A 20472-nucleotide genomic window follows, 5' to 3' on the forward strand; every position below is an offset into this window, starting at 1 on the left:
GTTTCAAAATCACTGCCTAAAATATTAATCTGGATAAATGTAAGAAACATCACCACCCCAGAATGAATCGAGTGGGTTAAACCATCCACGGAAATTACCGATGTATTGTTTACCAGCGTAGTTAGATTCTTTAACTTGGATACGGGTGTTACTTGACACATCTGTTACATAAGCAACGTGTCCGTAGCCATTACCATCATGTGGCCAAACAACGATTGAACCTACTCTTGGTGTTGTTCCAACTCTGAAACCTTTGGCACGCGCATTAACTGCCCAGCCCCCAGCATTTCCAAGCCAGTTTGGAATCCATGGCGCCAAAGACTTGACTGCCCATGTACATTGCCCAACTGGATAGGTATTAGTTTCGTTGATATATGTTGTGATACGAGGAGATGGTGTAGCGCTTGGTTTATAGTTTTGATCAGAAAGATTAAATGTTGCTTTTGAATTATCTGAATAAATAACAGTCGCAACTACAGAAAAAGTATCCGCTTGATTATTAATCGATTTCAAGTCAATGCTTTGACTAATTTTTCCGTAACTACTTGTACCTGCTTCATAAGTTTTTGTTTTTTGAGGATTCGATTTAGAGGTAACCTGAACCTTAAGTTTTGAAACCCTTTTAGACATAGCTTTTTCCGTAACATTTACTTTAAACGAACCATTTGCTGTGTTTACATTACTAATACCAACTTCTGGATTTTCTAAACCACTAATTTGATCTACGTGGAATCCTGGTGTTCCACTCAATGCCTCAAAACTATTAGTAATAGAGTTGTCGCCATAGATATGCACACCGTATGTTCCTGTGTCAAATCCATGGTTAGACAACTGAATTGTTGCCTTATATGAGTTATCACCAACTTTGGTTGCCTTATACCATTTTAGATCATCTTGATTATTCACCGTTGACCAAACTGGAACTGTAATTGAAGTAATATATTCCGGAACATCATTAATCAAAACATCATAGGTTTTATCTGAAGTTTGAACAATTTGATACGATATCTCTTGTTTGTTAATAATAATATCCTGACCATTAATCGCAGTCATTTTTCCATCTTGTGCTAAATAGGTATGAACAAAATATCTTCCATAACCTTTATGATTATTTAAATCGACTCTTGTTATTCCTTTCCCAGAATCATCATACCATCTTAAATCATCTTGGTCATTTTCTTCTGACCAGACGGCATATTTAATTGTCCCATTAGATGGTGCATTAATGTCTGTTGAAAGCTGAAGCGCACCATTTTTAACACTTACTTGAGGTGCTTTAGGACTAATCTTAAGGCTTTCTAAGGCAGCACCCGATACTCGTCCATCAGAATAAGTTGTGTAAACATGAGTAATATAAGAGCCGGCCCTATTTCCATAATCTGCTAGATTTACCTTAACTTTTGCTTGACCATTAATAACATCAGTTGTATTGTACCATTTAAGATCATCTTGACCATCTTCCTCTGACCAGACAGCAACATCAATTCGAGTAATATCCTTACAATCTTTAGTCTTCTGTGACACAACTTCAAAAGATTTGCTAACCTCATCAAATGGTGTTTTAGTCACTAAGGCATCAGATTGTTGATCCGCCATAGCAGAGTTAGTAAGAAATGCCATGCTAAGCACAGCTGTTGACAATAAAGCTGATTTGATTTTATTCAAAAAGCTGTTCTCCTTTATAATATAATGTTGTACACTATATTAATTCGGAAAAACAGCTAAAAAAATTTATAAAATATTAAATTTTATCCTTTTTCTTTGACGATATAAACTGGTCGTTTTTTAGTTTCAAGGAATATCTTAGAAATGTATTTTCCGATAATCCCTAAAGCAAGCAACTGGATACCACCAATAAACAAAATGATACAAACTAAACTTGCCCAACCTGAAACACTACCACCAACTGTAAGTTTACGAATAATGATAAATAGAATTCCAAGAATAGAAGCCAAAAATGAAACTGATCCAGCCCACAGTGAAAGATTCAATGGCGCTTCAGAAAAATTAATAAATCCTTCCATAGAGTATTTGAATAAGCTCCAAAAACTCCATGATGTTTCACCAGCCACGCGCTCGCGATTTTCATAAGCGATATACGTTACATTAAATCCAACCCAAGAGAAAATTCCTTTTGAGAAACGATTAACTTCACGAAGTTCTAAAATACTGTCTACAACTTGGCGAGTCATCAAACGGAAATCACGCGCACCATCAACCATCTCTGTATCAGAAACAGCATTGATAATTTTGTAAAACATCTTTGAAAAGAAAGAACGGATAACTGGCTCTCCCTTTCGATCAGCACGACGAGTTCCCACAACATCGTAACCTTCGTTGATTTTTTGATACATCTCCATCAACAACTCAGGTGGATCTTGTAAGTCAGCATCCATAACAGTGATAAAATCACCATCTGCAGCCTCAAGTCCAGCTAACAAACCAGCCTCTTTGCCAAAATTACGTGAAAATGAAAGATAATGAACATTTTCATAACGCTTAGCAACATCTCGAAGAACCTTTAATGTTTCATCTTTTGAACCATCATTGACAAAAATATAGTCAAAAATTAATTGGTCCTTCATTTTTGCTTCAATTTTTTGAGTTTCCTCTAAAAACGGATAGATTGTTTCTTGTTCATTATAACAAGGAACAACAATAGATAGTTTTTTCATTTATTCACCTTCAATCTGAAAGAATTTACTACGACATAAGCTCCAACAATAATAAAACTAAGTAATTCTAATAAGAAGCCGATTACTTGCAAAGTAGTTTTCTGATAGGTTACTCTGACATGACCACTACCACTTACTTTAATCACTGCTCTACCATCAAAAAGTGCTTTTTTAGTAATATCTGGTTTTCTAGCTTCTACATATTGTTTCTTTTCTTCAAAAGATAAATTATTATACTCAATTTTAGGTTGAGTCCCTTTTATGCCATTGCTATAATATGCTGAATAACCTTTATACCATATTCTTGGCAATACTATTTTTTGTTCATTTGAAGATGACATTTCAACATCAAATTCTAAATTATTGTAACCTTGTTTAATATTATTAAGTTGAACTAAATTTTCATTATAAACAAACTGGTTAATTACTCCATTTCTAGCATTTTCATGATTAATGTCAAGATTCAAATATTCGTCACCTGATGTATCATAAGTGGTCAGTGTTGGATTTGTAAAAGCATTTACTGCTTTGCTATTCTGACTTCTCATGACATTTATATTACTATCAATCAATCCATACTTTTTAGCATAATTTGATGAGTTCGGCAAAAAAGCAAATGGATTAGTAAAAAGATATACAAAAAGCTGTAAAAAAACAACTATAATTGAGAACTTTTTCGGAGCACTAAAACAAATCGCCATAAAAATAAAAAATGGTAAAAAATAAATCAATCTAGTTGAATACTGAAAAACAGCCAAAAATGAATATTTTAAAAAGTTTTCCCAAGGTAAAATTTCACTTGAACTTACCAATAGAATGGTCGAAAGTAAAACTAACTGCTTAGAAAATGTATTAATTTTTTTAAAATATATAAAAGTAATTAACAAAATAATCAATGATAAAGGAAAATAGTAATTCTTTACTATTTGAATTATATTTTCAGATGTCATCAAAGCCGCTGTTGGAAACGGAAAATCCCTTAACTTCCAATTTACAAAAAATACTTGTGATTGGCTCTGTTCTATGTATTGGAAGATAAAACCTAGACTCAGCAAAATTGCTATAAAAATTGAACTAAAAAAAGATACTATTTTCTTGAAACTTAATCTTTTAATATTCAATATTACCAAAATAAGTGAAGCAATTGCTAGAACAAGTGTTGAAATTATATGAGTTTGAACTAATAAAGCAACGACCACTGATAAGAGAATTGGATTCAAATCATCTAAGTAGAGCACTTTATAAATGGCATAGATAAGTAATGGTATTAGAGGAACAACTGCTGTCATACCAAAACCAAAATAAGTAGTTAGAGTAGGAGCAACAATAGCAAATACAAGTGCTCTCTTTTTACTACCAGTTATTTTAGATGCTGTGTAATAACTGGTAAAGGATGTCGCTAATGTTAGAAGAAAAACGAAACTAGTAAATGCAAGTGTACCTACTTTAGTTGCTAAGAACACCAAAGCAGGTATATAAAACATCCAATTTCCGTAAAACATTGGAACAGCATATCCTGCTCCGTTTAAAAATAAAAAATTTAGATTGGGCAGCCAATCATTGTTTTGAATAGATTGTGCTAAACCAATAATTCTGGCCAAATGAAAAGAATAATCGTATATTTGGCTCGTTGTATTTATTGAAATATATGATATTCCAGTAAACAGGATTGAATAAATCAATAAAGTAAAATAACTGTGTTTAATCAATTTATCCAAAATAGTATTTAACTTTTTCAATTTTTAAGCTCCACTTCTAATTCATCTCAAAGAATCCATTATAATTAGTGATATAACCTTTCCCTTGACTAAGATCATATTCAATTAATTTCAAGTCATCTGCAACTTCTTTTCCTTTTTCATCGAGTATCTTTTTATCAACACTAGAATATTTTAACACATCTGTCAACAATGCATAATATGGAGAAACCTTAGAATTTGTATATTCTAGTAGTTCTGCAGAAAAATCGCTTGAATTTACGTAAGGATAATCCATTTTTTTAGTTTGATAATTACTCCAAATGAAATAATCAGTTTTATACTGCAATTGACTATTTGTATCAAATAATGATTGAGGATACAATCCTGGCAAATGATCTCCATAAAAGACTACAACAATCTTTTTGTCAATATTGGATAACTGATCCAATAAATCTTTTGTATCAATATCTGTTTGATGTAAAAGATTTACATAATTTGTTAACTGTTCAATTTCTTCGTTCGATAGTTTATCTGCTGCAACTGTTATTAATTTGTCATAATCATAAGACCAAGGAACATGGTTTTGGTAGGTAATGACAGAAAAGAATTGATTTTCACTAAAATTAATGTTTTCTAAAAGCGTCGAGTATGTTGAGTTATCACTAGGAAAATGTCCAAGAGCAACCATGTTCTTAGCTTTCATTGTTCCATTTTGACCAGCAATAAATTGATCAAAGTTCATTTTATCATACATATTTATCCTTGAATAGGTTTGAGCATCACCCAAATGTATTGCAATTCTATTCTTTTTCTTAAAAGAATCACTAATTGAAGGAATATAAGTCATTTCTGGAACAATTTCAGTAGTTAAAGAAGTCATACTAGATGAGAGATTGTACATTGGCAATCCTGTAAGCGTCTGATATTCCATATTTGCAGTTCCCCCACCATACCCATCTGATTTCATCAAACCACTAGTTGTATTAGAGATTATTTCATCAATATATGGAAGGACGTTTTCAGAGGTAGTGATTCCCGGAATTCTATTAGGATTCGCTAAACTCTCACTCAATATATATATGACAGTTTGATCTGATATTTTCTCTGTTCGAGTAGCATTAATTTTCTCAGCTTCACTCTGATACCTCTTAGCAATTTTTTGAATTTTTTCTTTACTATAACCATCTGGTGTTTCCATTACTGGAAATGTTAATTCTTTAGTCCATACGTATGCGAGAGAACGATAGGTTGCATGAACAGAATTACCTAACCAGAATACATTATAGTTATTATTCAATTGTGAAAGAATTGGAATATTATTATTTATAATACCATCACTCTCATTGACCATTATCATAGAGAAGAAAGTAATTACAACTATATCAATTCCTATTCCAATCCCCCTATATCTTTTTTTAGATATTATTTTACCAGATAAAAATCTCTTTCGTAAAAAAACAGCTGTAGCTATTAAAAAAACAATTGCAATCAATACATAAATAATAATTGTTCCATCAATATATTTTGTCAAAAGTTTTGCTTCTTTAAGCCAACTAATATCAGATACAAGTAATGGTTCGTTCCTCATTTTTTGTTTCAAATAATTCACTAGTGAGATAACACCCCAAAAAACAATCTCTAAAAAAGTAGTAATTACATACCTATTTATAATTAAATAACCAATTATACAAAAGACAAAGATAAAAGTAATTTGATATGCTGTTGCTCCAGGAAAAACAAACATATCCATTAGCGCTCCCTCAGTTTTTACTCCATACTGCAGTGTATAATTGAAAATCACCCCGAATAACAAACTAGTCGCTGCAGACAAATAAAAATTGGAATTGTTATTCCTGATTGCCTCTATGGATTTATAGACAATTCTTACTATACAATAAAATGTTATAAATGAAAGAAAAACATTTAATGTTAATTTTGGAACAAAATCAGCAATTTTACCATCTGAAACAGTCTTTGAAATAATTGGAATTAGTTTACTATCCGACAAAATAATAAAAACTATCAAAAAATAAATAATACTATCTGACTTATAATATTCTTGAAAAAAAGCACCATATAAATCTTTTAATGAAAATTTATCTAAAATACTTTTTATAATAAAACTCAATATAATTATTAGAACAACAACTATTAATCCACGATATTCAAAAAAGTGATTATCCGTGAGTTTCCAAACATTGAAGTCAGAATTATTTATATTTCGTGTAATCAATAAAAAATAGGAAACAATCAGATATGCAATAAACCCAAAAAATAAATTAAAAAAATTTTTATAGTTTAAATCAATTATTAAATAAGTCGAAAAACCAATTATCGACAAAATTCCTGAAATAATAAAAAAGTGATTTACAACTGAATAACTGTTTAAAATATTATTTTCAGCTAAAATACTGTAGCCATCAATTGTCAAAGAAATATAAAATGCAAATGTTGATAACAAAATTTTATGCAAGTATTTCAACCAATTTATTTCCCCAAAAGCAGTTTTAACCTTTTCTATCATGCGTCACTTTCTCCAAACTCCTTCTAATAATATACTTAACAGCTCTAGCTGGGCCAATAAAAATATATTTAAAGGCACCCTTTATACCACCCATGTATGTGAAGTCTACGTAAGTGTGCGGAGCACTATCACCACGTTCATTATATAATTTGTTATCTACAAACGGCGTCATATCAATTGGATTCTTAGAAATTCTAAAATCATAATGTTCATTCCACGCAATGTAGATAAGAAGGCGTTCAATAGCATGTAAAATAGAATTTTGTGGTAATGGTTCAGCTGGAACATCTTCATCAGTTAATTCTAAATCAAATAACGGTTTTAAGGCATCATACTTAAACCAGACAAAGGTTCCATAACTCATAACAAATGTATGGAAATCATTGAAATCAATTGTTTTGGTCATTCCCATTTTTTCCCATAAATCATTCATTTCAGGAGCAATCAAATGTTCGTTCCACGCATCAACAATCTTATTAAATCTAAAGAAAGTCGGGATATCAGCAATAACAAGTCCCAATTTATCATTTTCAAAGTTAGCAAGAATATTATCAGCAGGTTTTATTAGCATATCAATCAGCTCATTTCGCCAAGATTCACCTGCCCAAAAATCTGCCTCTTTAGATTTTTTAGTATGGAAATGTCCAATATAATCATAACCAGATAAATATTCTTTCAACTTCAACATTGGTAGAACATCACGTCCAATATTTCCAGTTACAAAAATTCGAGCATTTTTACCATTTTCATCTAAAATCGATTTAATTTCCTGTTGTTTAGTTTCACTATCAGTTGTAATATATAAATCATAACTAAAATGGAAATTTTCAAAAGCATTCAGAAAATCTTCTAATAAATCAACATAGAAAACATGAAGATGCACTGCAACTTTTTTATCTGTTAACGAAACCGCAGGGACTTCTTTAACGTACTTTCTAGCCAACAAATACTTAAAGTCAGGGAAATTGATTTCAGACATGTGCGAAATAATTAAGTCCACTGGGTAATCTGTTTTTTTATCAATTTCATCCAAAAGATAGGGTACAATATGCTGATTATTATCAATTGCCTTAACTTTGATAAACGGTACTTTATGATTTAAAATTGCCGTTGGATGGTAAAAAGAAAAATCGGCATGCAACATGTGACTTGCATCTTCATTTACAGTATTAAAAATGACTTTATATTTAAATCCTGCATCCAAGAATTTTGTCGTTACTTGTGTTTCGTAGTTATCAATTACCTCTTGAACATTGGTATAGTTTTTCACATTTTCCCAAAAATTTTTAAACTCTGGAGAAATAACAACAGAGTTTTTAAATGTAATAAAATAACTTTGAATATGTTCACGAAAACCTTGAGTATAACGAGATTTAGGAGTAGCACGATTATTTGTTAGCCCCCAGAAATCAACACTATCATCACTCTCATACTCAAGATAGTAATCTTTAATATCCCACAACGGACCGAAACAAGTATCGTTCATAATTGTGACAGAATCATAAGTAGCCAGCTCTTCAAATCCAACTGTAGTCATACCATCACGCCAAGCAGCAAAATCAAAACCAATATTTTCTCTTTGAATAAAAGAATCCATCAATCGATATTCAACCAACTTATGATAATCGTTATCATTAATCGAACTATTTGAAATAAATACCACTTTTGAAAAAAGTGGGCGCATTTTTGTCAATTGGTAATACACATGTGAACTAATATGATTGTACTTATTAAAATGGACGTACAATAATAAACGTTTCATTTTTTTCTCCTAAAAAAATTAATAATAGCAGTAGGAATTATCCAACGTCGTGAATGTGTAACTGAATTATAAGCAACAATCATTTTCTCCAGTTCCTGTTTATAATAGTGTCTTTCATCATTCACTTGTTTGTAATTAATTCTATATGATTCTAATTCTTTAACTTGCTTTTGTAGATGTAATAAATCTTGAGAAAGAGTTTTAGCAATGTAATCATCACGGTTAATATCATCGACATTAAACATTTCATAAACTAGTTTAAAAGTTTTTTGACTGGATGTAGAAACATCATAAATCAATTGAGGATCATAACCTTTAAACATCACATAATTCCCAATGATATCGCCATTTGAGTAACTTGGTAAAATTTCTGTATCAGATTCCTGATTAATCAAAGCAACTCGCTTATAAAAACTAGGTAACTCAGACAAATCAACTCTAACTGTAGTTACTTCTTCTGGAAGATTGAACAGCACGCATCCATTCTCTTCAAACTTAAATTTAAGAACTTTATCTTCACTAAAATTTTCACCATCAGTAATATAATAGATTTTTACATATTGGTTTTCAAAAGCTAAATTAATATTTTTATCAAAATGAATACCAATTGCACGTTCTATTTCATCACTAGCAATTGTCTGATACTTATTCAATATATAAATATATGCTTCATAAAATTTTAGAAGATCACCTCTTGCTGAGCGTGAAACATCAAAAACTCGATAATTTAAAAACGTACTATGATTAGCAATAGGTTTTGCATTTCTTACTAAAACAAGATTTAAAAAGAAATCATAATCCTCAAGTTGTTTTATGCTATCGTCATATTTTACATCACCTAAAACAGATGTTCTAACTAATGAAGTCGACGAAATATAATTACCAACTAAGAATGTATTTAAATCAAAATCTCTAGCTTGTACTACCACAGCACCATTTTCAGGATTTACTAAATTACAATATGCAATATCAGCATCATTGTTTTCAAGACTGTGTAATAATTCTGAAACATAATTTTCTTCAAGATAATCATCACTATCTACAAAAAGAAAAAAATCACCATTTATTAATTGTAAGCCCTTATTTCTGGTTCTTACCACTCCTGAATTGTCATGAACGAAATAATGAGTTTTGTTATAGGGAGAATCTTTAAGAGTTTCCTTAATAACCTGACCTGAATTATCTGTTGACCCATCATTTAATACAATTAATTCAATATTCTTATGAGTTTGGTTAAATATACTCCTTAAACACTGTTCAATGTATTTTTCGTGGTTATAACAAGTTACTAAAACTGATACTAAAGTCTCACTCATTTAAACTTCCAAGTTCCATTTCTTTGAATTATACCTGTTGCAGAATCTAAAGCAGAAATATCATCCGATGCAATATCATCTCTGTTGATTACAATAATAGGATTTGTTGTAGCATCTGTAAATGCAAGCATATTTCCATCAACATCTCTAACAGTCACTTCCAATTTTAATTTCAAATTATTGACTGAAGATAATCTACATGAATAATAAGCTGTTTTATGTCCAGTGCCCTTAGTCTTATTATCCAAAGTATTATCATTATAAATCCATACATTACGATCAATATCAGTTAACGATAGTCCAATATATGTTTCAACATCTTCCATCACATCATACTCAATTTTAAAATTAATATCATCATTTGGAGTAATCTGATTAGAAGATAATAATTCTAGCTTGAAATTTTCAACCTTTGGTTTTACTTTTTCAGCACTATCATCTTGATTTTGCTCCTTCTGAGTTTCCTTCAAAGGAGCTGTATTATCGTAGCTGTATTGGTTGGCAACATCAAACGGATCACCATATGCTTTAACCAAACCGTTTTCAATAAGAACAGCGCGGTTACAATATTTCTTAACCGCTCCCATATCATGGGTAACAAGAATTGTTGTCTTACCACTTTCTTTACGTTCCATGAAGTAATCATTACATTTACGTTGGAAAGCTTCATCACCTACAGCAAGCACTTCATCAAGAATGAGCACATCACCTTGGGCTTTAATGGCAACTGAAAAGGCTAAACGGACTTGCATACCACTTGAATAGTTTTTTAGCTTTTGATTCATAAAATCTTCTAGCTCAGCAAACTCAACGATGTCATCATACATGGCATCGATTTCTTCAGTTGTGAACCCAAGCATGGCACCGTTCATGTAGACATTTTCTCGTCCTGTCAATTCAGGGTTAAAACCAACTCCAAGCTCAATAAATGACACCATTTTACCATTAACCGTAACTGTTCCTTTTTCTGGAACATAGATTTGTGAAATGATTTTCAAAAGTGTTGATTTACCAGAACCATTACGACCAACAATCCCAAAGAAATCTCCTTTGTGAACATCAAATGAAATATCTTTTAAGACATGTTGCTCACGATAACCTTTGACTCCTTTAAAACGATTAACTAGAGCTGTACGTAAACTATGAGTTGCTTCAGTTGGTAGTTTAAAATATTTACTAACATGATCAACTTTTACTGCAATTTCTTTATCTGACATTATAAAATCTCCGCAAATTTCTTAGCATGTTTATGGAAAATTGAATATCCAACAATAAGAATTAAAACTGGAAGGATGTAAGGAATAACTCCCCAAATATGATTGTTATATAACTCCCAACCACGCATGCTACCTGAATAAACAATGTAATGACGCATATCTTGAATGATTTGTGCAAGTGGGTTTAGCATCATTAATTTTGCTACGGTAAACTGATTTTTTTGAATAATAAAAGTCAATGAATAGATAACAGGTGTAGCATACATTCCAGCTTGCATTACAACTTCCCAAATCGGTCCCAAGTCACGATATTTAACAAATAAAGCTGCAAGAATAAAAGCAACTCCCGCTGATATCATGGCTAATTCAATAAACAATGGAATAATGACTAAAAAGTTCCAACTTAAGTGAACACCATTAACTAGTGCAAAAACAAATACAACTAAAAGGTTAATACCATAGTTAATAGCTGCACCAACTACTGAAGAGATAACAATGATTTCCTTAGAAAAATTCAATTTACGTAATAAGTCACCACGAGTTACAATTGAAACCATCCCCATATTGGTAGCTTCTTGGAAAAATGACCATGTTACCATACCTAAAAGCACACCAATTGCATAATGAGGTGTTCCGTCATCTAATCTCAAAAAACGGATAAACACCAAATACATAATTGTGAAAAGCATCAATGGTTTTAAAATTGACCACAAATGCCCAATTAAACTACCTTGATAGCGCAGTTTAAAGTCCGTTTTTACCATTTCTTTTAATAAGATTTTATTTTCTTTACTAAAGAACTTCATTTATTTCTCCTATAACCAAATTTGGTAATAATTAATGTTCTAAACACAAGCGTATGGAAGGTACGATTTTTGCGTAAGCCATACTGATTCAATGTTTTTATTCGCTGAATCAGTGGCTTGTCCATAATCGTTGTGAAATTTTCAACCAAGTCTCTTTTTTCAGGGGTCAATGCTAAATCTAATAAAAAACGTGCTTGAGTTTGACTAGCATTAATCAACCACCAATATTTTTCAACTAATTTATGAGGCTTAATCCAATTTTTCATGCGTTTAGTCCATGTACGCGCCCCTAATACATTAGCATCATGTTGACGATACAATTCCGTTGGGTAATCAACATAAGCAAGATTACCTAAAGCGCTAGCAAGCAAAGCAAGATACCAATCGTGCATCAACAAATCTTCTGTTGATGTCCACAATTCAGCCAATGTATGATTTATCATTGCTGTACCACCAGTTACTGTGTTTTCAGTCAATTCTTGAACCAACTCAGTATTGGCATGATCAGACTGTGTTTTAATCATACTTTCATGTAAAACATTTAAATCTCGATCAACAATTTTCAAATCTGTATAAACCAATAAAGGTTTCTGACTATCATACTTTTGCGCTTCTGCTATAGTCACAGCTAACTTATCTTCTAGCCAAATATCATCTTGATCAGAAAAGAAATAGTAATCAGCTTTGCTATGTTTTAAAAGGGTATAAAAGTTTTTAATAACACCAAAATTTTCACGGTTGTCAGCATTAATAAAAACAATACGTGAATCAAGCTGCGCATAGTGCTTAATAATTTCTGGTGTAGTATCACTAGAGCCATCATCACGAATATACAAAGTCCAATTTTTGACTGTTTGTTTCTGAATGCTTTCAATCTGTTCAGCCAAAAATTGTTCACCATTGTAGGTAGACATGAGAATATTAATCTTCATTTAAAAATAGTCCCTCGTACTCTCCAACGATTTTTTCCCATGTGTAATTTTGTTTAACAATGGCACGCGCACGATTGCCATATTCCGTAAAATCATAATGACCATCGGCGTCATTAATCAAACATGAGAGATTACCTGATGTTTTATTCCAATAAAAAGCACTTGCTCCTGCAACTGACTTATTGAAAGGCACATCAAGCACAAGATTTAACTTGGTATGTCCTAGAGCTTCTAACAAACCAGGATTTGTTCCACCAACTTCATGACCGTGGATATAAGCAAAAGCATTCTCACGAATGTAGTTCAGTAAGTCACGATCATATACAGTGCCGACAAACTTAACCCTGTGATCACGTTCAAAGTTTGTCAAATGTTTCAACTTATCAAAATAAGCACTATTTTTGTGGTTAGAAATAATAATCAAATCACGTCTTGTATTTGATTTCATAAACTCACGAATTGCTGTTTCATAATTGTTTTCTGGCACAAATCGACCAACAATCAGATAATAGCCATTTTCCTTAGTTTTCCAATTATCAAAACATTTTCTAACCTTATAATCATCAGCTGTTAGGGTTGATTTTTTCAAATCCGTTCCATAAGCAATAAAACGTGTCTTAGCATCTGGATAAGATTCTTTTATATAGTTTTCAATACCAATATTATCTGAAATAACCAAATCAACTGTTTTAGCCATCGATTTTTCAGCATATTTTAAATAAGCTTGAACCGGTTTTGACCATTTTGAGCGTTTCCACTCAAGACCATCTGGATTGACATAAACTTTTCCGCCAAGAGCGTGAATTCTCCAAGCAAAAGGTGCAATAAATGCCCCAATTGTGTTACCCAAAATATAAAAAATAGGGTGTTCAATACCAGATCTTTTTACCATTTGAAGTCCATAAGTAATTGCCATCATATCATAGGCAATCACTCGTGCTGGACCAATTTTAGGTGCCTTGATGGTAAAACAATCTGCGCCCTCATATTTAAAATGCGTATGATGTTTATCATCACTCAAACAAGCGACGTGATAAACAATATCTGAGCTCTGCTTATTTTTTACCAACTCCTCAACAAAAGTCTCAAAGCCACCATATTTCGCAGGCAAGCCTCGACTTCCGATGATGAATACATGTTGCATGGCACACTTCTCCATTCTAAAATACAATCAAAAATATTATACCATATTTTAAATAAGCTGGCGATGGAAAAACGAAAGCCCCTTGAGAATATAGGGAATCTGGTGGAAATTTCACACAAAAAACACCAGCATTTCTACTGGCGTCATCTTTTATCTAATTCCCAAAGCAATGCGGGCATAGCGACTCATTTTATCAACTGACCAGGCTGGGTACCATACCAATTTGACTTCAGTATTAGTTACCTCAGGAATCTCACGCATTGCATCGTGAATTTGATCGGTAAGAAGATCTGCTAGTGGGCACCCCATTGTTGTTAAGGTCATATCAATTTCAGTGTGTCCATTTTGCTCGAATCGAATCTCATAAACAAGCCCTAGATTAACAATATCAATCCCTAATTCAGGGTCAATAACTGTTTCCAAAGCTTCAAGGATACGATCTTTAATCTTTGCGACATCTTCTTCTGTATATTTTTGTTCAGACATAAGCGAACCTCTTGACTATTTTTTAATCTTCGATAAAATCACGGAGCTGTTTGCTACGGCTCGGATGGCGAAGTTTGCGAAGTGCTTTAGCTTCAATCTGACGAATACGTTCACGCGTCACGTTGAAGACTTTACCAACATCTTCCAATGTACGCATTTTACCATCATCGAGACCAAAACGCAAGCGCAAGACGTTCTCTTCACGGTCAGTCAATGTGTCTAAGACTTCATCAAGTTGTTCACGAAGAACAACACGAGTTGTGTAGTCTACTGGATTTTCAATAACTTCATCTTCAATGAAATCCCCAAGATGGCTATCATCTTCTTCACCGATAGGTGTTTCAAGAGAAACAGGTTCTTGAGCGATTTTCAAGATTTCACGAACTTTATCAGGCGTCATATCCATACGTTCAGCAATTTGTTCTGGCGTTGGATCTTGTCCAAGTTCTTGAAGAAGGTTACGTTGTTCACGAACAAGTTTGTTGATTGTTTCAACCATGTGAACAGGGATACGGATTGTACGAGCTTGGTCAGCAATCGCACGTGTAATAGCCTGACGAATCCACCATGTTGCATAAGTTGAGAATTTGAAACCTTTAGAGTAATCAAATTTATCAACGGCTTTCATCAATCCCATGTTACCTTCTTGGATAAGGTCAAGGAATTGCATACCACGTCCAACATAACGTTTAGCAATAGAAACAACCAAACGCAAGTTAGCTTCTGCCAAACGTTGTTTTGCTTGAAGATCCCCTGCAGCTACTGCGACTGCCAATTCTTTTTCTTCTTCGCTTGACAACAAAGGTACAACCCCAATTTCTTTAAGGTACATACGAACTGGGTCATTAACTTTAGCAGAGTTGCTACCAAGCAACTCTTCGTCAGTTAGTTCTTCAGGTTTTGGTTCTTCAACAACATATTTTGTTGATGGGTTACCTTCTTTATCAGTAATTGAAATACCACCGTCTGTCAAACGTTCCAAAAGGTCATCAATTTGATCAGCATCGAGTGAAAATGGAATAACCAATTTTTCTGTCACTTCGTCATCGACAGCTGTTCCGTTCTTTTTATGATTACGAATAAATTCTGCAACTTGAACATTAAAAGTAGTAATTTCTTTTTCTTTTGCCATATTTTCCTCTATTCCATTTTTCTTTTTTGAGCAATGAGATTTTCCAAAGCCGCAAGTGCTGCATCAACATCCCCGAGATTGCTAGATTCACGAATTAATTTACTTTGCTTTTGCAAATCTCTTTCTTGAAGTAGTCGATTGCGCTTTTGAATAATTTCCTCAATTTCATTAGGGGCAACATCTTCTGGTAGATTTTCTTCTAACACTTGATAATACATCTGCCGCGTTCGGTCATCTAGCTGCGCTAAATCATAGGAAGTCACCTCACCTTGTTGCATCAACAAATCATAAAGTGTCTGCAATTCTTGGGTATCAAAGGTAAATTCTTCCCGATTTCTAAATTCATTAAGAAGATAATCATGCGTCAACAACCGTTGCATCAATTGACTCTCTGCTTTCATAATCGCAGAGATATTCTTTGATATTGGCAATTCAACGACCGTCACTCTTTGCTTAGCAGCTTCCGACTGAAGAGCTGAACGATTTTGAAGTCGCTCGCTGTTTACCGACTGTTCAACTTGATAATAATCAAAGTCAGGCAATAAATCAGCCACCATATTAATATACGAATTTTGTGCTGTAATTGACGGCGATTGTGCAATAATCCTAGAAATTTTTTCCACATAAGCAATCTCAGCCTGGAGATTATCACTATTTTCCGGTTTTAAGTAATGAATAAAGAATTCAGTACTGCTAATACGACTATTTTCAAGCAAGTTAGCCAGAGCTTGAGGTGAATTCTTTTGAATGAACTCATCTGGGTCCATCTGTTCAGGAACTCGCACGATTTCAACATTAAAATCTTTTAAAAGCTCTAAAGACTTAGCAATCGCATTCTGCCCAGCATTATCACCATCATATGTTAAAATAACTTTTTTAGCATATCGTTTTAAATGTCTGACGTGCTCAGGTGTTAATGCCGTCCCCATCGAGGCAACAGCATTTTCAATACCAGCGCGATAAGCCGCAATAACGTCCATGAAACCTTCCATCAAGTAAACTTCATGTTTTTTAGACATAACCGGACGAGCTTTATCAAGATGATACAATTCATAAGACTTATTAAATAAAGCTGTCGACCTTGTGTTCTTATACTTAGCTTGCTGACTGTCTAAATCCTCTTTCGTCCAAATACGCCCAGAAAAAGCAACCACCTGACCGTTATCATCCGTCAAAGGAAACATGATACGATTTTGGAAAGCATCGTAAACACGATTGGTGCGTTCAGACAAATTAAAAAGACCTGAAGCCATCAAAGCATTCTCTTCATAACGTTTTGCAAGAGATTGATAAAGAAAATCAGGCTCATTTGGCGACAATCCAATATTGAAATAATCAATCAATTCATCCGTCAAACCACGTTGCGCTAGATAAGCTTTCGCTTCTTGACCTTCTTTGGTTGTTTTTAAAACAGCATTGTAAAACTTAGCCGCATCCTTATGAATATCAATAAGAACTTGGTTAGGATTTTGCGGTTTTGCTTGTGCTTGCTGTGTTTCAACCTGCAAAGGAATTCCAGCACGTTCAGCGACACGATGAACACTCTCTAAAAAACTAATCTGATGATATTCCTCTAAAAACTTGTAAACATCCCCAGATTTTCCGCAACCAAAACAATGAAAAAACTGCTTGTCTTCAATAACATTAAAAGATGGCGTTTTTTCCTTATGAAATGGACATAATCCTATATAGTTGCGTCCTGCACGTGTAAGATTGACCACTTCGCCAATAACATCAACAATATTAACGCTATTTTTTATCTCGGTAATTAACTCTTTGTCAATTGCCAAAAGATCACCTCCACGCACTATTCCCATTTTAGTTTTGTATTTCATTATACCATTTTGATTCAGATTTGTAAATTCTCAAAAACCAGACTTTAGCACATAATTTTGGTATAATAATACTAATAAAACATACAGGAGGTTTTTCGTATGATTAAAGAACTCAAAGAATTTTTGTTCAAAGCAAACGTTCTTGATCTCGCTGTCGCTGTTGTTATGGGGGCTGCTTTCAACGCTATCGTAACATCACTTGTTAATGATGTCATTACACCACTTTTCTTAAACCCAGCTCTGAAAGCTGCTGGTGTTGCCAAAATAGCTGACCTTTCTTGGAATGGTGTCGCTTATGGTAGCTTTCTAAGTGCTGTTATCAACTTCCTTATTGTTGGTACAACACTATTCTTCATCGTCAAAGCTGCTAACGCCGCTGCTGCTCTTACTAAGAAAGAAGAAACTGAAAAAGCAAACGAAGATGCCGCTCCAACTCAAGAAGAACTTCTTACAGAAATTCGCGATTTGTTGAAAGAAAAATAATCTTTATCAATCGTTAAAGCATAAAAAGAGACGCCTAGCTTAGCGCCTCTTTTCTTTGTATCTAATGTTTAATTAGAATTTTTTACGTTTGCGAGCTGCTTCTGATTTGCGTTTACGTTTTACAGAAGGTTTTTCGTAGAATTCACGTTTACGTGATTCTTGAAGAGTCCCAGCTTTAGTCACAGAACGTTTGAAACGACGAAGTGCATCGTCAAGTGATTCGTTTTTACGTACTACTGTTTTTGACATATGTTTCACCTCCTCAAGACATTGTAACATTTACACGTTCCTTACCATGATACATGAATTATATCAAAAAGTCAATCTAAAAACCGCATTAAATGACAATTTTTGCGATTTCTCCTAGTCCACTAAAATAATATTTTAAAATAGAAAAAAAGAGCCGTAAATCAGCTCTCTTTTATTAGTCTTCGATTTCATTTGCTGTCAATTTTGCAGCGTCTGAAATGTACTGTTTGTATTTATCGTCTTTAGCTAATTTTTTGATAACTTTATTAACTGTCTTAACCATTTTGCCACTACCTTTTGGCATTGCTACTGCTTTAGCGTCTCCATCACTAGTTTTTAGAGCAAAACCTGCAAGAGCAATATCTGAGTTTTGTGACAAGTAACCTTCAGCAACTGGTTTTTCAAGGTCAACCGCTTGAACTTGGCCAGATTTCAATTCATTAATGGCTTCACCCATTGCTGTTAGAGAAACGATTTTTGAATCTTTTAATTGATCTTTAGCCAAACCTTCTTCGATAGTTCCTTTTTGAACTGCTACTTTTTGACCTGACAAGCTACTAATTGAAGTGAATTTATCAAGGTTGCTTGTTTTGACAAGAATGGCATTTTCAGTTTCGTAGTATGGGTCTGAGAAATCGTAAGCATTTTTACGTTCCTTAGTTGCTGACAAACCAGAAATCGCAATATCAGCTTTACCAGTTTGAAGACTTGAAAGGACGTTATCAAAACTCATTGAAGACAATTCAAGTTTAACGCCAAGTTCGTCAGCGATAGCTTTTGCCAATTCAACATCAGCACCAACGATAGTATCCTTACCGTCAACTAAGGCTTTAAATTCAAACGGTGCGTAGTCTGGACTCATAGCAACAACTAACTTACCTTTTTTAACCACTTTTTCTTGCAAATTTTCATTTGATGAAGATCCGCAAGCTGCCAAGGCAAAAACAGAGACAAACGCAAGTGCCCCTAGAACAAGCTTTTTAATTTTCATATTTATTCTCTCTTCTCTTAATATTATCTCTATTTTATCCATTTTTTTGCGATTAGTCAACGATTTTTGAATAAAAATTCAATTATTTATTCAAACACAAAGATAGTAACTCTAATCCCTTTTCTAAAGTTTCTTTTTTACATGAATATCCTAATCTAACATATCCTTCTCGCTCAAAACGGTTTCCAGGAACCAATAAGACACCGTAATTTTTGAGCAGAGTCAGGCAAAATTCTTCAATTGGACAATCAACCTCCAATTTGACAAATGAAGTCGGCACTTCTGCTGGTCTTATATAGGAAGCTTTTTTCTCTTTTTTTATCCATTTGTCAAGAATTTCAAGGTTCTGTCTGATGATTTTGCGATTACGCTCTAGAATTACGTCCTTATGTTTCAAAGCTAAGCTACCAACCATATCGTCAAACACACCCGCACAAATCATGGTATAGTCGCGATAATCACGCAAAATATCAGTTACTTTATCACAAGCGGCCACCCAGCCGACACGAATTCCTGGCAGTGAAAAGGTCTTAGAAAGACTATTTACCGAAATCCCCTTTTCATACAAATCAATAATCGACGAAACTTTTGTGTCCGTAAAAGGACGATAAACCTCATCGGCCAAAATATAAGCTCCGCAAGATCTAGCAATAGCGACTAGTTCACGCAGATAGTCATCATCCATAACAGCACCCGTCGGGTTATTGGCATTATTAATGCAAATCATTTTGGTATTTGGACGAATCAATTGACGAAGTTCTGCTAAATCTGGTAACCACTTATTTTCTTCACGGACCTGCCATAAATCAACCTCTGCTCCCAAAGATTTTGGAATATCATAAAGTTGTTGGTAAGTTGGATACAAAGAAATCACATGATCCCCAGGTTCAATCAAACCATACAAAACCAGCATATTCGCACCTGTGGCACCGTTGGTTTGGAGAATTTGATTTTCAGTCACAGATTCATATAATTGACTGACCGACTTTTTAAATTCTGGAGCCCCTTCAATCCAGCCATAATTTAATTTTTTAGCAAGTAATTCCTGATAAAAAGACGTTTCAGACTCCCCTGTCAATTCAAATAATTCTTGCAATGTTAGAGCTTCTATTGACACACCTGCAATGTCATACACAGCTTCTCTTTCGTGGCTATTGAGCCATTCTTCGACTCCAAATCGTGGTAATTTCATCGCTTACCTCTTTTGACTTTCTAAGATT

The 20472-nt window shown here is 33.5% G+C and carries 17 protein-coding genes; 1 reads left to right on the plus strand and 16 read right to left on the minus strand.

Features of this window, described 5'->3' with window-relative positions:
* Positions 1-24: 24 nt before the first annotated feature.
* The 13 genes from BMX18_RS01345 to dnaG form a co-directional block, all read right to left on the minus strand.
* Positions 25-1665, minus strand: coding sequence for a GBS Bsp-like repeat-containing protein (locus tag BMX18_RS01345; protein ID WP_257609156.1), 1641 nt, complete (start codon positions 1663-1665; stop codon positions 25-27).
* A gap of 83 nt (positions 1666-1748) precedes the next feature.
* Positions 1749-2675: a glycosyltransferase family 2 protein gene (locus tag BMX18_RS01350; protein WP_093814745.1), complete on the minus strand. Its 927-nt coding sequence runs from the start codon at positions 2673-2675 to the stop codon at positions 1749-1751.
* Positions 2672-4414, minus strand: a complete 1743-nt coding sequence (locus BMX18_RS01355; protein WP_093814747.1) for a hypothetical protein — start codon at positions 4412-4414, stop codon at positions 2672-2674. Before BMX18_RS01355 ends, BMX18_RS01350 begins: the two co-directional genes overlap by 4 nt.
* Before the next feature lie 16 nt (positions 4415-4430).
* Positions 4431-6899, minus strand: a complete 2469-nt coding sequence (locus tag BMX18_RS01360) for an LTA synthase family protein (RefSeq protein WP_093814749.1) — start codon at positions 6897-6899, stop codon at positions 4431-4433.
* Positions 6883-8661, minus strand: a complete 1779-nt coding sequence (locus BMX18_RS01365) for a rhamnan synthesis F family protein (RefSeq protein WP_093814751.1) — start codon at positions 8659-8661, stop codon at positions 6883-6885. The genes BMX18_RS01360 and BMX18_RS01365 overlap by 17 nt, the downstream gene beginning before the upstream one ends.
* On the minus strand, positions 8658-9977 hold the full coding sequence (locus BMX18_RS01370; RefSeq protein ID WP_074602278.1) for a glycosyltransferase family 2 protein: 1320 nt from the start codon (positions 9975-9977) through the stop codon (positions 8658-8660). The genes BMX18_RS01365 and BMX18_RS01370 overlap by 4 nt, the downstream gene beginning before the upstream one ends.
* Positions 9974-11194 carry an ABC transporter ATP-binding protein gene (locus BMX18_RS01375; protein ID WP_074602281.1) on the minus strand — a complete coding sequence of 407 codons (1221 nt, stop codon included), beginning with the start codon at positions 11192-11194 and terminating at the stop codon, positions 9974-9976. The genes BMX18_RS01370 and BMX18_RS01375 overlap by 4 nt, the downstream gene beginning before the upstream one ends.
* Entirely contained in the window at positions 11194-12000 is an 807-nt protein-coding gene (locus BMX18_RS01380; RefSeq protein WP_074560549.1) for an ABC transporter permease, read from the minus strand. Before BMX18_RS01380 ends, BMX18_RS01375 begins: the two co-directional genes overlap by 1 nt.
* Positions 11997-12932: a glycosyltransferase family 2 protein gene (locus tag BMX18_RS01385; protein WP_093814753.1), complete on the minus strand. Its 936-nt coding sequence runs from the start codon at positions 12930-12932 to the stop codon at positions 11997-11999. Before BMX18_RS01385 ends, BMX18_RS01380 begins: the two co-directional genes overlap by 4 nt.
* Positions 12922-14076 (minus strand): beta 1-4 rhamnosyltransferase Cps2T, encoded by a 1155-nt coding sequence (gene cps2T / locus BMX18_RS01390; RefSeq protein WP_074560552.1) that lies wholly within the window; start codon positions 14074-14076, stop codon positions 12922-12924. Before cps2T ends, BMX18_RS01385 begins: the two co-directional genes overlap by 11 nt.
* A 150-nt stretch (positions 14077-14226) precedes the next feature.
* A complete protein-coding gene (locus BMX18_RS01395; RefSeq protein WP_039696672.1) occupies positions 14227-14562 on the minus strand; it encodes a metal-sulfur cluster assembly factor in 336 nt (111 codons plus the stop codon).
* 22 nt (positions 14563-14584) lie between these two features.
* Positions 14585-15694 carry an RNA polymerase sigma factor RpoD gene (gene rpoD, locus BMX18_RS01400; RefSeq protein ID WP_024343868.1) on the minus strand — a complete coding sequence of 370 codons (1110 nt, stop codon included), beginning with the start codon at positions 15692-15694 and terminating at the stop codon, positions 14585-14587.
* A gap of 8 nt (positions 15695-15702) precedes the next feature.
* On the minus strand, positions 15703-17511 hold the full coding sequence (dnaG, locus tag BMX18_RS01405) for a DNA primase (RefSeq protein WP_074564789.1): 1809 nt from the start codon (positions 17509-17511) through the stop codon (positions 15703-15705).
* A gap of 117 nt (positions 17512-17628) precedes the next feature.
* Between dnaG and mscL the strand changes: the two genes are divergently transcribed.
* The gene (gene mscL, locus BMX18_RS01410; RefSeq protein WP_074563973.1) at positions 17629-18012 is read left to right on the plus strand and encodes a large conductance mechanosensitive channel protein MscL; all 384 of its coding nucleotides are present in this window, start codon (positions 17629-17631) and stop codon (positions 18010-18012) included.
* A gap of 72 nt (positions 18013-18084) precedes the next feature.
* Here the strand turns inward: mscL and rpsU are convergent, their stop codons facing one another.
* The 3 genes from rpsU to BMX18_RS01425 all read right to left on the minus strand — a co-directional run bounded on the left by rpsU (position 18085) and on the right by BMX18_RS01425 (position 20444).
* A complete protein-coding gene (gene rpsU, locus BMX18_RS01415) occupies positions 18085-18261 on the minus strand; it encodes a 30S ribosomal protein S21 (protein ID WP_000048058.1) in 177 nt (58 codons plus the stop codon).
* A 175-nt stretch (positions 18262-18436) separates the two neighbouring features.
* Positions 18437-19252 carry a transporter substrate-binding domain-containing protein gene (locus tag BMX18_RS01420; RefSeq protein WP_093814755.1) on the minus strand — a complete coding sequence of 272 codons (816 nt, stop codon included), beginning with the start codon at positions 19250-19252 and terminating at the stop codon, positions 18437-18439.
* An 82-nt stretch (positions 19253-19334) separates the two neighbouring features.
* On the minus strand, positions 19335-20444 hold the full coding sequence (locus BMX18_RS01425) for an aminotransferase (protein WP_093814757.1): 1110 nt from the start codon (positions 20442-20444) through the stop codon (positions 19335-19337).
* Positions 20445-20472: the final 28 nt, after the last annotated feature.

It is taken from the genome of Streptococcus sp. 45, assembly GCF_900108865.1.
GTDB lineage: Bacteria > Bacillota > Bacilli > Lactobacillales > Streptococcaceae > Streptococcus > Streptococcus ruminicola.

Coding starts and splice junctions, on each gene's coding strand:
- BMX18_RS01350 (WP_093814745.1), bottom strand. CDS start 2,675: ATGAAAAAACTATCTATTGTTGTTCCTTGTTATAATGAACAAGAAACA.
- BMX18_RS01360 (WP_093814749.1), bottom strand. CDS start 6,899: ATGATAGAAAAGGTTAAAACTGCTTTTGGGGAAATAAATTGGTTGAAA.
- BMX18_RS01365 (WP_093814751.1), bottom strand. CDS start 8,661: ATGAAACGTTTATTATTGTACGTCCATTTTAATAAGTACAATCATATT.
- BMX18_RS01370 (WP_074602278.1), bottom strand. CDS start 9,977: ATGAGTGAGACTTTAGTATCAGTTTTAGTAACTTGTTATAACCACGAA.
- BMX18_RS01375 (WP_074602281.1), bottom strand. CDS start 11,194: ATGTCAGATAAAGAAATTGCAGTAAAAGTTGATCATGTTAGTAAATAT.
- BMX18_RS01380 (WP_074560549.1), bottom strand. CDS start 12,000: ATGAAGTTCTTTAGTAAAGAAAATAAAATCTTATTAAAAGAAATGGTA.
- BMX18_RS01385 (WP_093814753.1), bottom strand. CDS start 12,932: ATGAAGATTAATATTCTCATGTCTACCTACAATGGTGAACAATTTTTG.
- cps2T (WP_074560552.1), bottom strand. CDS start 14,076: ATGCAACATGTATTCATCATCGGAAGTCGAGGCTTGCCTGCGAAATAT.
- BMX18_RS01395 (WP_039696672.1), bottom strand. CDS start 14,562: ATGTCTGAACAAAAATATACAGAAGAAGATGTCGCAAAGATTAAAGAT.
- rpoD (WP_024343868.1), bottom strand. CDS start 15,694: ATGGCAAAAGAAAAAGAAATTACTACTTTTAATGTTCAAGTTGCAGAA.
- dnaG (WP_074564789.1), bottom strand. CDS start 17,511: ATGGGAATAGTGCGTGGAGGTGATCTTTTGGCAATTGACAAAGAGTTA.
- mscL (WP_074563973.1), top strand. CDS start 17,629: ATGATTAAAGAACTCAAAGAATTTTTGTTCAAAGCAAACGTTCTTGAT.
- rpsU (WP_000048058.1), bottom strand. CDS start 18,261: ATGTCAAAAACAGTAGTACGTAAAAACGAATCACTTGACGATGCACTT.
- BMX18_RS01420 (WP_093814755.1), bottom strand. CDS start 19,252: ATGAAAATTAAAAAGCTTGTTCTAGGGGCACTTGCGTTTGTCTCTGTT.
- BMX18_RS01425 (WP_093814757.1), bottom strand. CDS start 20,444: ATGAAATTACCACGATTTGGAGTCGAAGAATGGCTCAATAGCCACGAA.